Annotated in this window: 6 protein-coding genes; 4 read left to right on the forward strand and 2 right to left on the reverse strand. The window is 64.5% G+C overall.

Annotated elements, in window-relative coordinates; genetic code table 11:
* Nucleotides 1–28: 28 nt before the first annotated feature.
* From ED661_RS01525 to ED661_RS01540, 4 genes are read left to right on the forward strand one after another with little or no spacing between them, the layout of a single operon-like run.
* Entirely contained in the window at nt 29–1,036 is a 1,008-nt protein-coding gene (locus tag ED661_RS01525; protein WP_122072185.1) for a MoxR family ATPase, read from the forward strand.
* Nucleotides 1,033–1,944 carry a DUF58 domain-containing protein gene (locus ED661_RS01530; protein WP_122072186.1) on the forward strand — a complete coding sequence of 304 codons (912 nt, stop codon included), beginning with the start codon at nt 1,033–1,035 and terminating at the stop codon, nt 1,942–1,944. Before ED661_RS01525 ends, ED661_RS01530 begins: the two co-directional genes overlap by 4 nt.
* Nucleotides 1,941–4,745 carry a DUF4159 domain-containing protein gene (locus ED661_RS01535; RefSeq protein ID WP_122072187.1) on the forward strand — a complete coding sequence of 935 codons (2,805 nt, stop codon included), beginning with the start codon at nt 1,941–1,943 and terminating at the stop codon, nt 4,743–4,745. Before ED661_RS01530 ends, ED661_RS01535 begins: the two co-directional genes overlap by 4 nt.
* Before the next feature lie 11 nt (nt 4,746–4,756).
* Nucleotides 4,757–6,814, forward strand: a complete 2,058-nt coding sequence (locus ED661_RS01540; RefSeq protein ID WP_122072188.1) for a hypothetical protein — start codon at nt 4,757–4,759, stop codon at nt 6,812–6,814.
* A gap of 20 nt (nt 6,815–6,834) precedes the next feature.
* Here the strand turns inward: ED661_RS01540 and pbpC are convergent, their stop codons facing one another.
* Both pbpC and ED661_RS01550 read right to left on the reverse strand, forming a co-directional pair.
* On the reverse strand, nt 6,835–8,862 hold the full coding sequence (gene pbpC, locus ED661_RS01545; RefSeq protein ID WP_371412381.1) for a penicillin-binding protein 1C: 2,028 nt from the start codon (nt 8,860–8,862) through the stop codon (nt 6,835–6,837).
* Nucleotides 8,863–8,990: 128 nt separating this feature from the next.
* On the reverse strand, nt 8,991–14,438 hold the full coding sequence (locus ED661_RS01550) for an alpha-2-macroglobulin family protein (RefSeq protein WP_371412384.1): 5,448 nt from the start codon (nt 14,436–14,438) through the stop codon (nt 8,991–8,993).
* Nucleotides 14,439–14,564: the final 126 nt, after the last annotated feature.

The raw sequence follows: 14,564 nt of genomic DNA on the forward strand, positions 1-14,564 counted from the left end.
AGCATATATCCGCCGCGAAAGGAATGTCATGTCCGAACCCGACGATCTGTTGGTCCAGATTGAAGCTCTGGAAGCAAAGCTACAACTGGCGCGGGAGTCGATCACCCGCCGCTTCATCGGACAGGAGAGGGTCGTGGACCTGACGCTGGCCACTCTGCTCTGTGGCGGCCATGGTCTGCTGGTGGGCCTGCCCGGCCTGGGCAAGACCCGGCTGGTGGAAACCCTGTCTACCGTCATGGGACTGGATGGCAAACGGGTGCAGTTCACCCCGGATCTGATGCCTGCTGATATCCTCGGCTCTGAGGTGCTGGATACCAAGACGGACGGCAGTCGCGCCTTTCGCTTTGTGCCGGGCCCGGTGTTCTGCCAGCTTTTGATGGCGGATGAGATCAACCGCGCCAGCCCGCGCACCCAATCCGCCCTGTTGCAGGCCATGCAGGAACGCCAGGTGACCGTCGCCGGTGAGAACAGGCCCCTGGGGCTGCCCTTTCATGTTCTGGCCACCCAGAACCCGATCGAGCAGGAGGGCACCTACCCCCTGCCAGAGGCACAGCTCGACCGGTTTTTGTTTCAGATCGACGTGCCCTATCCCACCCGTGACACCGAACGCGAGATCCTGCTGGCCACCACTGGGCTGGAAGAGGACAAGGCACATCAGGTCTTTGCCCCTGAGGATCTGATCGCAGCACAAGAGCTGCTGCGCCGCATGCCGGTGGGTGATTCAGTGGTGGAAATGATCCTTGATCTGGTGCGCGCGTTCCGCCCCGAAGAGCCCGATGTCTCGGAGCGGGTAGCGCAGACTGTCGCCTGGGGGCCCGGCCCGCGTGCAGCCCAGGCCCTGATGCTGGCAGTGCGCGCCCGTGCTCTGTTGCAAAGCCGTCTGGCCCCTAACGCCGAAGACGTGCTCGACATGGCGCTGCCAGTGCTGAGCCACCGTATGCAATTGAGCTTTGCCGCCCGGGCGCGCGGCGATAGCCTCAGCGATCTGATTGCCCAGACCGCGGCTGATCTGGGCCAAAACGGGATCGCTGCATGACCCAGTTCGCCGCCCCCAAAACTGTCACGTCTACTACCGAGGCAGTTCAATTGCGCAGCAGTGCCGAAACTGCCGCCAGTGCGCTGCCGCCGCTTTTGGTGCAGGCGCAGCAACTGGCCGGCTCGGTGCTAGGCGGCGATCACGGGCGGCGGCGCGCAGGCTTGGGCGATGATTTCTGGCAGTACCGCCCGCTGCAACAGGGCGACAGTCGCCGCATGATTGATCACCGCCGCTCTGCCCGGGGCGACCAGCAGTTTGTCCGTGAACGCGAATTGCAGATTGCCCAGACGGTGCATCTTTGGATCGATCAGGGCGCCTCGATGCGCTTTGCCTCAACGCCCGCCCTGCCCCGCAAGATTGACCGAGCCCGACTGATCGGGCTTGCCCTGTCAATCCTGATGCTGCGCGGCGGGGAACGGGTTGGCCTCACCGGGGGCAACCTGCCGCCACGGCGGGGCAATCTACAGATCCTGCGCCTTGCAGATGCACTGAGCGCTGATGATAGCCAGGACTATGCCCCACCTGAGGACCGCGCTATGGCACCCCATGCCCGCGCCCTGTTCATTTCTGATTTTCTGGGCCCGTTTGAACCGCTGGAACGCGCCCTCGCCAAAGCGGCGGATCGCGGCGTGCATGGCGTGTTGCTGCAGGTACTGGACCCTGCCGAGGAACGCTTTCCCTTTGCCGGGCGTACCCGATTTGAAAGCGTTAGTGGCGCGCTTACTCATGAAACACTCAAGGCCGCATCACTGCGCGATGAATACCTGGAACGCCTGGCCGAGCGTCGCGATGCGCTGGAGCGGTTGTGTCGCGTGGCAGGCTGGCGGATGGGACAGCATCACAGCAGTGATCCGGCGCTTGTCGCCCTGATGTGGCTCTATCACGCGATGGATCGGGGTCAGATATGACAATGATTGGTGGTCTTGGCTTTACCGCACCCTGGCTTTTGCTGGGGCTGCTGGTGCTGCCGTTGCTGTGGATCCTGTTGCGGGCAGTGCCCCCGGCGCCGCGCAAACAGATCTTTCCCGCCGTAACACTGTTGCTGGGTCTCGCGGATAAGGACAGCCAATCCGATCGCACCCCTTGGTGGCTGTTGCTGCTGCGGCTCATGGCGGTGGCAGCCGCGATCCTGGGCTTTGCCGGGCCGGTGCTGAACCCAACCCGCGATATCGCCGGGTCCGGCCCGCTGGTGCTGGTGCTGGATGGCACCTGGGCCGGGGCCACAGGCTGGCAGGAAACCAGCAAACAGATCAGCGCCCGCCTGGAAGAGGCGGGCCGCGCCAACCGACCCGTGGCGCTGCTACAGCTCTCCGCCCCCAAGGCGCTACAATTCCAGGCTGCGACCACCTGGCAACAACAATTGCCCGGCCTGCAGCCGCAGCCCTGGCAGCCCACTGCGGACCAGATCGCCAGTGCCAGCGCCCATCTCGCCGCCAGTGCAGAGCCTTTCGACAGCCTCTGGTTCAGCGATGGGTTGACCTATGCGGGGCAACAGGAAATCATCAAGGCCTTGAAGGCTCGCGGGGAGGTCACGGTGATCTCTTCCGGTCTGCCGGTGTTGGGGCTATTACCCCCAGTGGCCAAAGACGGCGCGCTGGAGATCTCGCTTTTGCGCAGCCAGCCGGGCGAGGCCACCTTGCCGGCACGTACAGTCCAGGTACAGGCGCGGGGCCGCGATCCCGGCGGCACCCACCGCACCCTGGCACAGGTCACGGCGCAGTTTGATGTCGGCGCCACACAGGCGAGCCTGCAACTCGCCCTGCCGGCAGAGCTGCGGGCCAGAATTGAACGGTTTGAGCTGCCGGACCAGCGCTCTGCCGGGGCTGTGGCGCTCAGTGATGACAGCCTGCGGCGGCGCGAGGTGGCGCTGATTTCTTCCGCCGCTCAGGATGAGGGGCTGGCCTTGCTGTCACCGCTGCACTACCTGCGCCAGGCCTTGACCCCCACGGCTGATCTGATCGAGGGCAGCCTGGGAGATATCCTGCCCGCCAACCCGGATGTGATTGTGCTGGCCGATGTGGCGCGGATCGCCCCCGATACCCAAGCAGATCTGGTAACTTGGGTCGAGGCAGGCGGTATGCTGCTGCGCTTTGCCGGGCCACGTCTGGCCTCCAGCGATACCGCCCGTGAAGCCGAAGAGCTGCTGATGCCCGTCCGCCTGCGCATTGGTGGGCGCAGCATTGGCGGCGCCATGAGCTGGGGTGAGCCCAAAATTCTTGCGCCCTTTGCTGAGGGCTCGCCCTTCTTTGGTCTCCCCATCCCGGCGGAGGTCGCCGTCTCGTCGCAGGTAGTCGCCCAGCCCGATCCCAGCCTCGCCGCGCGCACCATTGCCGCGCTGGAAGATGGCACGCCTTTGGTCACCCGCAAGGCCCTGGGACAGGGGCAGGTGGTTCTGTTCCATGTCACCGCCAATGCGGAATGGAGCAGCCTGCCGATCTCCGGTCTGTTTGTGCGCATGTTGGAGCGACTTGCCGTCTCCTCCGCCGCAAAACCGCCTGAGGCACAAAGCCTCGAAGGCACCACATGGCGGCCCGTCACCGTGTTGGACGGCTTTGGCCGCAGCGCTGAGGCCTCGACCCTGCCTGGGGTCTCCGGTCCGGACCTGATCGAACAACCCGCCGGGCCAGCGCTACGTCCTGGCCTCTATCAAAGTGACAGCCGCAGCCTGGCCCGCAATGCACTGGCGCAGGGCGATCTACTGACCGCCGCCAGCTGGGGCAGCGATGTTACCCTGGCCGGATACAACAAGAGCCAGCAGCGGGCTTTGGCCGGGGTCCTGCTGGGGCTTGCGCTCGTTTTGCTGAGCCTGGATGTGGTAGCGACACTGCTGATCAGTGGCCTGCTGACCCGCCCCAAGGGCTTGGCGATGATCGCCCTCGTCTTTGGCGCAGGGCTGGGACTGTCGGGAATGCCCGGTGCCGTTCAGGCCCAAGAAGCGCAGGAAGAAACAGCCCCTGGCGAACATGTCATCCGCGCGGGCGAGCTGACGCTTGCCCATGTTCTCACCGGTGACGCCAAAACAGACCGTATCGCCCTCGCCGGCTTGCGCGGCCTGTCAGATACGCTGTTTTTCCGCACCTCTGTTGAGCCCTCGACACCGGTCAGCATTGATCTGGAGCGGGATGACCTAGCGCTCTATCCGCTGCTCTACTGGCCCGTCACCGCGACACAACCGCTGCCCTCAGCAAAGGCCTATGAGCGGTTGAACAGCTATTTAGGGTCCGGCGGCATGATCCTGTTTGACACCCGCGATGCGGGGCGCGCGGCCAGTGGTACCGCCAGCCCGGCGGCGCGGCGATTGCAGCAATTGGCCCTGCCACTGGATATCCCGCCACTGGAGCCACTGCCCAGCGATCACGTCCTGACCCGGTCTTTCTATCTGTTGCAGGATTTCCCCGGTCGCCACCCGCGAGGCGCGCTCTGGGTGGAGGCCTCCCCGGCGGATGCCGAGCAGGTCGAGGGCATTCCCTTTCGCGATCTGAATGATGGGGTGACGCCAGTAGTCATCGGCGGCAATGACTGGGCAGCGGCCTGGGCGGTGGATGCCAATGGCCGACCAATGCTGCCTGTTGGGCGCGGCTATGCGGGCGAACGCCAGCGTGAGCTTTCCTATCGCTTTGGTGTCAATCTGGTGATGCATGTGCTCACCGGGAATTACAAATCCGATCAGGTCCATGTGCCGGCCCTGCTGGAACGGCTGGGACAATAGGGGCGGATTTGATGACACAGACTATTCTCTTTGATCCGCTGCTGCCCTGGCCCGTGATTTGGGCTCTGGCGGTACTGGTCCTGGCCAGCCTGACCCTGGCGCTGTGGCGGCGGTTGCCGGGCTGGGGGCCGCGGGGGTTGGCCGCCCTCTGCCTGCTCGGCGCCCTGAGTGGCCCGCTGCGCCAAACCGAGGACCGCGCGCCGCTCAGCGATATCGTTTTGGTAGCGGTGGACAACACTGCCAGTCAGCAGCTCTCGGATCGTGAGGCACAGCTGGACGAGGCCCGTACCGGGTTGGAACAGCTACTCGATGCCCGCCCCAATACCGAGACCCGCTGGATCACCGTCGAGGATGGCGCAGGCGACAGCGGCACCGCCCTGATGCAGGCCCTGTCGCAGGCCTTGGCGGATGAGCCGCAGGGGCGTGTGGCCGGCATTATTGCCCTCTCAGATGGTCAGGTGCATGACGCCGACCATACCATCGATCTGCCCGCGCCGATGCATCTGCTGATGACCGGCAGGCAGGGCGATTGGGACCGACGCCTGATCCTGCGCAATGCCCCGGCCTTTGCCATTATCGGTGAACCCGTCACCCTGACCCTGCGGATTGAGGACCAGGGCGCCGCCCCTGCAAATCAGCGTCAGGCGCCGCTGGAGATCTCCATTGATGGCGCTGCGCCGCAGCGCTTTAACCTGCCACTTGGGGTCGATTTTGACCTGCCGCTCACCCTGCCGCATGGGGGGCGCAATGTGATCCGCTTTGCCACGCCCGAAATCGACGGCGAGCTCACCGATCGCAACAATGCCGCCCTGGTGCAGATCAATGGGGTGCGCGACCGGCTGCGGGTGCTGCTGGTCTCGGGCGAGCCCCATGCCGGCGGGCGCACCTGGCGCAACCTGCTGAAATCCGACAGCTCGGTTGATCTGGTGCATTTCACCATCCTGCGACCACCGGAAAAACAGGACGGGGTGCCAGTAGATGAGCTGTCGCTTATCGCTTTTCCCACCCGCGAGCTGTTTCTGGAAAAGATCGAAGACTTTGATCTGATCATCTTTGACCGCTACAAACGCCGCGGCATCCTGCCAGCGATCTATCTGGATAATGTGGCCAATTACGTCGAACAGGGCGGTGCCGTTCTGGTGGCGGCGGGGCCGGATTTTGCCAGTGCAGACTCGATCTATCGCTCGCCACTGGCGCGAGTGCTGCCGGCCGCCCCCACCGCGCGGGTGCTGGAACAGGCCTATCGCCCCGCCGTGACCGAAGCAGGCCATCGCCACCCGGTGACCGCAGGGCTGGACCCTCACCGGCAAGAGGGCACAACCCCCTGGGGCAGCTGGCTGCGCCAGATCGAGCTTGCCGCCGCTCAGGGCCATGTCCTGATGGAAGGGGTTGAGGCCCGCCCACTGCTGGTGCTGAACCGCGTGGCGGCGGGGCGCGTCGCGCTTTTGGCCTCGGATCATGCCTGGCTCTGGAGTCGCGGCTACCAAGGGGGCGGGCCACAGTTGGAACTGCTGCGCCGCCTGGCCCATTGGATGATGAAAGAGCCTGAGCTGGAAGAAGAGATGCTCTGGGCCGAGGTCACCGGCCAGACCATGCAGGTCTTTCGCCGCCGGATGAGTGGCGACGCGGGCCCGCTTACCGTGACGGGTCCCGATGGCAGCGTGACCAGCCTGCCGATGCAGGAGCGCGCTCCGGGGCTGTGGGAGGCGAGTTATACCGGCGCGGAACCCGGGCTTTACCGGCTTGGCGAAGGCACTGCAGATGCGGTTGTTGGCCTTGGCCCGGCCGCCCCGCGGGAGTTTCAGCAAACCATCGCAACTGCCGATCTGCTCAGCCCGGTTCTGGCGCCCCTGCGCGGTGGTGCCCTGGCGCTGGAAGAGGGCTTGCCCCGGCTGCGCGAAGTGAGCGCTGGTCGCCCTGCCTCTGGGCGCGGCTGGATCGGGCTGACGCCACGCGCCGCTTACGAGACCCGCTCGGTCTCGCAAACGGCACTGCTGCCTGCCTGGCTGGGCCTGTTGCTGGCGGCGGGTTTTGTCATTGCCGGCTGGCTATGGGAAGGGCGGCGCTAAACGGCAAAGCAGCCGTTGGCCTAAGGATGCGGCCTGTCGATCTCAATATCGACGCTCACGCTGTGACCGGCGCTATCCAGCACCACAAGATTGGCAAAACCGGGTCCTGGGTTTGGCACCTCAAACTCCCGCCGACGCTGCCCCTTGGCCAGAACCCGGCCATCGGCCAGCAGGGCAAAGGGCGCCGTGCCACCGCGCAGCTTCACCACCAGCGGCTGCCCTTCCAGTGCCAATCCGGCCCCATTTGGCGGGAACAAGACCTGCGGCGCGGCAGCGCTCTGGGCAAAGACAGCATCGCGTGGGCGAAAGCGGCGCAGGGGCAGGGGCAGTTCTGCCGCGCCGAGGATCAGGGTCGCCGCTGGCGGTGGCGGCGGGACGGCAATTTCGGGTTTGAGCCGGCCAAAGGCCTCAAACAGCACTGGCGCTGCCAGATCACCGCCAAAGGCCCCCGGCACCGGGGTGCCATCGGCACGGCCCATCCAGACACCAATCACATGCTGCCCGTCCCAGCCAATCGCCCAGGCATCTCGGTGACCATAGGATGTCCCGGTCTTATAGGCCAGCACCCCGGCCCGGGCCCCGGGAGGTGGCGCCAACCCACGCAGGATATCCCCAAGCTGCCAGGCAGCGACCGGCGACATCATCCGGGGCAATTCAGTAGGGCTGCTGGCCTGATCAGCGCGCAGGCGCGGCCCCTGCCCCCCTGCGGCAATACCGGCATAGAGCTGCACCAGATCCTGCAGTGAGGTGCCAATTCCCCCCAGGCTGATGGCCAGTCCCGGCTTTCCCCCCGGTAGTTTAGGCAGGGCGCCGCCACGCCGCATCACCGCCAAAAGCTGCGCCGGACCAATCTCTCGCGTCAGGCGCACCACCGGGATATTCAGCGACAGTTGCAGCGCCTCACGCACCCGCAGATCACCGCGAAACTGCCCGTCAAAATTCTGCGGCGCATAGCCCTCAAAATCCACCGGCCCGTCATGGATCAGGCTTTCGGGATGGATCAGACCCGCGTCAAAACCCAAGCCATAGATCAGCGGTTTCAGCGTGGAGCCCGGTGACCGTGCGGCCTGGGTCATATCGACAAACCCCTGGCGGGCGCTGTCCTCATAAGAGGGCGAGCCAACCGAGGCCAGGACCTCGCCGCTGTGATGATCCACCGCCAACAGCGCTGCCGAGACCCGCGTGCCAGCCCTGCGCGCGGCCTCTGCCACCAGAGCCTCCATCTTGGCCTGCACCTGCGCATCCACTGTTGCCGCAAGACGCGAAACGCCAGGGCGCGCCGCCAAAAGCCGATCCGACAGATGCGGGGCCAGACGCGGAAACCCCTGCATCCGGCGCGGCAAGGGTGCCTGTCGCGCGATATCGACCTCTGACGTGCTCAACAGACCTGCTTGTTCCAGCCGTGCAAGGACCCGGTCACGGGCGGCAGCAGAGGCTGCATGTGCACGATCCGGTCGACGGCGCTCAGGCGATTGCGGCAGGGCAATCAGCAGGGCCGCCTGCGATGGAGTGAGCCGATTGGGCGGTTTGCCAAACCAGGCGTAGCTCGCCGCCCGGATCCCTTCAAGATTGCCGCCATAGGGCGCATGGGTCAGGTAAAGCGACAGGATCTGCTGCTTGGAGAGCCTGCGCTCCAGCGCCAGTGCCAGACGGATCTGGCGCAGCTTGCCCGCCCAGGCCCCCGTGGTGCCATCCTCCAGCAGACGGGCCAGCTGCATGGTCAGGGTTGAACCGCCTGAGATCGTGCGGCCATGCCACAGCGCCTGCCCAGCCGCCCGCAACATCGCCAGGAGATCTACCCCAGCATGAGAGTAGAACCGCTTGTCCTCATAGGCGATCAGCATGGCGATAAAATCCGGATCCACCTGCGCCAGCTGTGGAGCCATGCGCCAGATGCCATCGCCCACCGGATAGACCCGCATGAGCGCCCCGTTGCGGTCCAGAACCTCGGTCGAGGTTTCAGCCAACGTCATCGGCAGCGCTGTGTCGCGGATCCATTGGTCAATGCGCTGCAGGCCCGTGCCAACAATGGCCAAGACGACTGCCAAGGCAAAGCCCCGCTGCCAAAGCCCCCATCGCGCAGGCCGCCCTCTCTGTCGCTCTGTGCCCTGTCTGGTCCATGAGCCAAGGCGCGCAACAGGCGCGGTCAGGCGCGCCCATTGCATGAGGCGGCGGATCACTGGATCACAACCGCGCCTGCAGCAGTATGGGCACGGTAGGCGGGGCGATACATGTCCTCAACCTGGGCTGCCGGGCGGTGGAATCTCCCCGGTGTCACCGCGCGGCTGATATAGGCAAGGGTTGCGGTTTTGCGCCCAGAGAGGTCAATCGCTGCCAAAAAGCGATCACTGCGGAATTCGGCATGTTCTGCTTCGCTTGGCTTCAACCAGGCCAAATCCCGCAGATCGCCCGACCGCAGAAGATTGGGATTGTCGATCTCGATCCCGGCGGCCAGCGGATCATTGATCATCAGCCGCGCCCCTACGGTTTCATGCGGCGTGACCCGCAGAACGGTGACAAAACGATCCCCCACCTCAAAGCGATCTCCCTCCAGCTCCCGGCCATCCAGGCTGTAGTAGCTGCGCTCGATCGTATAGCCATAGCCACCCGCCTCGGGGGGCTGCTCCGGCACGCCAAGTGTCGTCAGGGTGAGATCCGTTGCCACCCCGCTGGCGCTGGTGATCGACAGCTCTGGCATGGCCTGTCCGCCAGAGATTTGCACAAAGGGCCCCTCAGAGGGCTGACCATTGATCAGCATCCCCGAGACCTCGGGGTTTTTGATCAGCGCATGGGCCGCCAGCAGCGTCCAGGCGGATTCCTGCGTTGACATCCGGCTGGTGTCGGCGCTGACCCGCGTGCTCAGTCTTTCAGCGCTGATCACATCAGAGCCCGCCTCGACAACCAGGGCCAGAACCGCGGCCGCATCGCGGCGTTGGGTGCCATAGTCCGCCCGCCAGACCGGGCCTTCGCGATCATCCCGCTGCATCAGCTCTGCGGCACGGGCAAACATCCGGTCGGCCCGGCGCTGATCGCCGTAAGCAGCCAGCGCGCCGCCCAATTGCGCCGCAGCCAGGGGCGTGGCAAAGGCGCGTGCCTTTACGTCAGCATAGTAGCGAAGATCCCCCATAGAGGCGGCCCCCTCGCGGGCCAGAACTAGCAGTGCATAGGCGACATCTTCGCCACCCTCGTCAAAATCAGAGGCATAGTTCAGGCGATTGCGCAGGTTGTCCATCGCTCGCACAAAGGCAGCCTCCGGCACCTCATGCCCCTGTCGTCGTGCCCGCGACAGGAAATCAGAGGCATAGGCATCAAGCCAGAAATCACCGCTTTCAGCCCGCCACAGACCAAAGGCGCCATTACTGGCCTGCCGCGTCAACACGCGGCGGATGGCCGATTGGATGCGCGCATCGACCTGCGGCCCGCGTCCCAACCCCAGCGACTGCGCCACCGAAGACAGATAGAGCAGCGGCATCGCCTTGGAGGTCACCTGTTCGGTGCAGCCATAGGGGTATTGGTCAAGACTTTCGAGCAGGCCCGGCACGTCAAACTTGGCCAGCGGCCCGGCGGAGAGAACCGCCCGCGCGCTGCCCGGTCTGAGCCCGGCAAAGATATCCTCGCTGAGCTGGAAACTACTGCCCTTATTCAGGGTAAAGCGGCGCGTTGTTGCCAGCGCCGGATCATTGGCCCGTATTGGCAGGCGCAGGACCTGGCTCAGATGTTTGCCATCGGGGGTGATCAGTGACAGCACCACCTCCGGATCGCCAACATCCCGCGCCGTGACCGGCAGCTCCAGCACCGCTTTGCCCTGTTCCGCCAGCGTAATGGATCCGGGCAGTGTGCCCAGGGTGAGCCCTGCGCCCAGGGATTGCGCCAGAAGGGTCATCTGTCCGGCGGGGCCATCGGCATGCACCAGTTCAATACGGATTCGGCTTTGATCTCCGGGGGCCAGAAAACGCGGCAAAGAGGCAGTGACAACAACCGGATCACGCACCAGCATATCCGCCTCTGCCTGACCCACCGCGCTGTGTGACCAGGCCATGGCCATCAGCCGCACTGTGCCGTTAAAGGCAGGCAGTTCCATCGGAAAAGCCACCGTGCCACTGGCATCAACCTGCACTGCACCTGAAAAAAAGGCCACCAGATCCTGGGTTGGCGGCGGCGATTGCATCTGCAATCCGCGATCGGCGTCGCCGCCGGATCGCACCTGCCCCATGGCCCCATTGCCCGGATCAATCAGCCGCCCGTAGATGTCGCGCAGCTCCATGCCCAGACGGCGCTGGCCGTGGTAATGGGCACTCGGGTCCGGGCTTTTGAAACCCGTCAGATTGAGGATACCGAGATCCACCGCTGCCACCGTCAGCCAGACCTCTTCGCCCGGCTTGGCGCCCGTAACGGCAATCTGCGCCGTCTCGGTGCTGCGGGGGCGGGCCACCTCGGGCACGTCAATACTGACCTGCAGTTCCTGCCCTGGCTGGGTTACTGTCGCATGGGCCAGACCCAGCGCCCGGGTTGGGGTGCGGCTGGTCTTGCCCGTCAGTGGCTGCAACATCATCGCAGTGACATAGGCGCCGCTGCCCCAATCCTGCGTGACCGTCAGCGGCACCAGCACCTCCCCCGCCGCGACCTCAACCGCGTGGCGTTCGATCACCCGGTTTGACAATACCGAGATCAGCGCCGTACCCGCGCTTTGCGGCACCAGCCGCAGCTGGGCGGTATCGCCGGGCTGATAGCTCTCTGCATCCAGTGACATCTCCAGCCGATCCGGTGTGGCCGAGGCATCGGCGGGCGCATACCAGCCCGCGTAGAAATCCAAAGCCGCCTCGACATAGTCCCCATCCAGCCGCTCAATCACCAGCTCGTAGCGGCCCCAGTCGGTGGGGGTGGAGAGCAGGAAGGGGGTCTCCCCCAGCTGCGCCTCACCAGTGGCAATGCTTTTGCGGCGGGTGCTGCGCTCCCAGTTCCAGTTTCCGTAGAGCTGATACCAATGATAGCGGGTCTCGATCCGGTTCAGGCTCCATTTCACCCGCATGGGCATCGGCACCTGATTTGCTGACAGGGCCATCAGCTCAAACCCGGCTTCGGTGCCCTCGGCCACCACCTCGTCAAACAGCGGCTTGATGCCCAGGATTGGCCCCGAAGGGCGCACCGGTAGATCCATCGTCCGTTCAACCGGACGACCAGAGCCATCTGTCAGCCGGGTGGACAATGTGGCTGCAAAGGGCATGCCTGTGGCCTCGACCACCGGCAGCTCCACTGTCACGCGGACTGCGCCATTGGCATCGGTGTTGTCACCGCCAAAGTAATTCCGCTGGCTGTCGCGTGGCGCATCAAAGCGACCAAAGTGATAGCCCGGCCATTTCGCCAGGGTGCTGACAGGGCGCAGACGCAGATCACCATCAATGCCCAGATCCGCCCCCGGTGCGCCAAAAAGATAGCGTGCCGAGATATCCAGCTGGGCAAATTCACCGGGACGCAGATTGCCCGCATTGGCAATGCTCTGGTCAAAATCTATGCGTTCCGGCATGAAATCTTCGACCAGGATCTGACGGCTGGCCAAAGCGGGAGCTTTGACATCGCTCTTGATCTCCAACCGCCAGGTGCCGCGCGGGGCTGTGCCGCCCACCGGCAGCGCAAAGACATGGCCGCCCGCCGCGCCACCGGTTGACACATGGCGGCTGTATTCCACCCCATCGGGGCGCGACAGAATCGCAGTCAGCGGCAGGCCCTCTATTGCCTGGGCGGTGCTGTCGCGGGACAAGGCGGTGGCATGGATCACCTCACCGGCGCGGTAAGCGCCACGATCGGTGGCCAGGAACACATCAACGGGCCCCGGAGAGGACCGCCCTTCGACGCCGCGATCCGACAGATCAAAAGCCGCATCTTTCAACGACAGGAAGGCAAAATCCTCGGCCCCGTCAGTACCAGTCACCTGCGCCTGGATCATCGCCGCAGCCGCGCCCCCGCGCCCACGGGCAAGACCCGGTGCAAAATGCGCATAGCCGCTGGCATCGCTCACAGCGGTGCCCAGCACCGCATTGGCGTTGGAGATCAGCGTCACCTCAACCCCGGCGCGGGGCATGGCATCCGAAAGCCCCTGCACCTGCACATGTAGCCCGTCGCTCCCGGACATGGTGCTGAGGCCGAGGTCGGTCAGCACAAACCACTGGGTTGCACTGGGGTTCTCATAGGGGTCAGCGCCCTTGTAGTTGGCCGAAAGCGCATAGATCCCCACCGGCTGATCGGCGATGGCCTCTGCCAATGGCAGGCGGGTGGTCATGTCCTGGTTCAGGGTGCTTTGCACCGTTGCCGTGCCGCTCCAGACCTCCTCGGCGATGTCGCTGGCAAAATGTTCCTCCTGCCACTGCGACAGGGGGCGTCCAAAGTAGCCGTCCTGAATGCTGCGCAACAGATTGCGGTCACTGACCCGACGCAGATGCAGCGTCACCTCTGTCAGGTTGACGGTTTCAATCGGCAGCGCCGCCTGATCGGTTTTGGCCAGCACATAGGCCCGGCCCGGAAAGCGCACAGCCGGGCTGCGGTCGCCGATGTAATGGGTCAGCTCCACGTCCTTGATCAACGCATCGCCGTTGCCTGCAGGCAGGCCGCTGCGTAGGGTCATCCGGTACCGATGCCCATGTTCCAGCCCCTCAACACAAAGCTCCCGCCCTTCGGCGGTGGCGACGATACCAGGGGTCGAGAGCTTGATGTAATCCTCATAGGCCACGCCGCTCAGCAGCAGGGGTTCGGAGAACTCAACACAAAGGCGCGGCGTGGCACTGTCGCTTTGCACCCGGCTGTCGGTGACTCGAAAGCCGTATTTTTCGATCATCCGGTCCAGCAGCCGTGCCGTATCGCGGCGCGGTGCGATCTCTTCAGCCAGACGCAGCAGCGGCAACATATCCCGCCCCCGGCCCAGTTTCTCGAGCGCCTGCGCGGCGGCAACCAACCCATTGACCTGAACCACCGCTGATGGGGCCCGCAGATAGGCATTGAGCCCGGCGGAGAGCGCCTGTTGGCGAATTTTACGTTTGGTGTTGCTCTGGCCATTGCTATGGCGCAGCAGCACAGCGGAATATTCCGCCCAAAGCCCGGCCTCATCACTCAGTGCAACCGCCTGAGCCAGCCAGCGCAGCGCGCCTGTGGTATTGCCGCCGCGGGCTTGGATTTGCGCGGCTGCGACCATGTCTTCCAATGTCGCGCCCTCAGACGGGAAATGGCGTCCAATCTCTTCGGCGCTCTGATAGGCGCGTTTGAAATCATCCTCCCGCAGGGTGCTCAGCCGCTGAGCGCGCGCTTCTCCCTGAGCCAAAAGAGCCCTGGGCTGAACCTGCTTCAGGGCCGAAATAGCGCCGATGAACTGCGAAGCGGTCTGCATGTCCTGCTTTGGGAAACAGGCGTTGGAACGGGCATTGTAGGAAAACCCGGCGCAGCTGTCCTGGGCACTACAGGCCGCCTGACAAGAGGCCAGATCAGTATCAAACAGCGCCTGCAGGTCCGAGCCGTAATAATCGGTATCCGCAAAGGCCTGATAGCGCAGCGGCGGGATGGCTGGGCCAGCCTGCGCCACAGGGGCAAAGAGGGGCGTAAAACCCGTGGCCAAAATAAGGGCCAGCAGCGCTGATATACCTATCAAACGCGGCTCCGACGAGCGCCTGGGTGTAACTTTTCGCGCCTGTTCAAAAACACTCTGACACAGGCCAAGGGTGAAAATAGTGAACCGAGTAAAAAAACAAACTGGCATGACGCCCTC

It is taken from the genome of Pseudophaeobacter sp. EL27 (assembly GCF_900313025.1).
Lineage (GTDB): Bacteria > Pseudomonadota > Alphaproteobacteria > Rhodobacterales > Rhodobacteraceae > Pseudophaeobacter.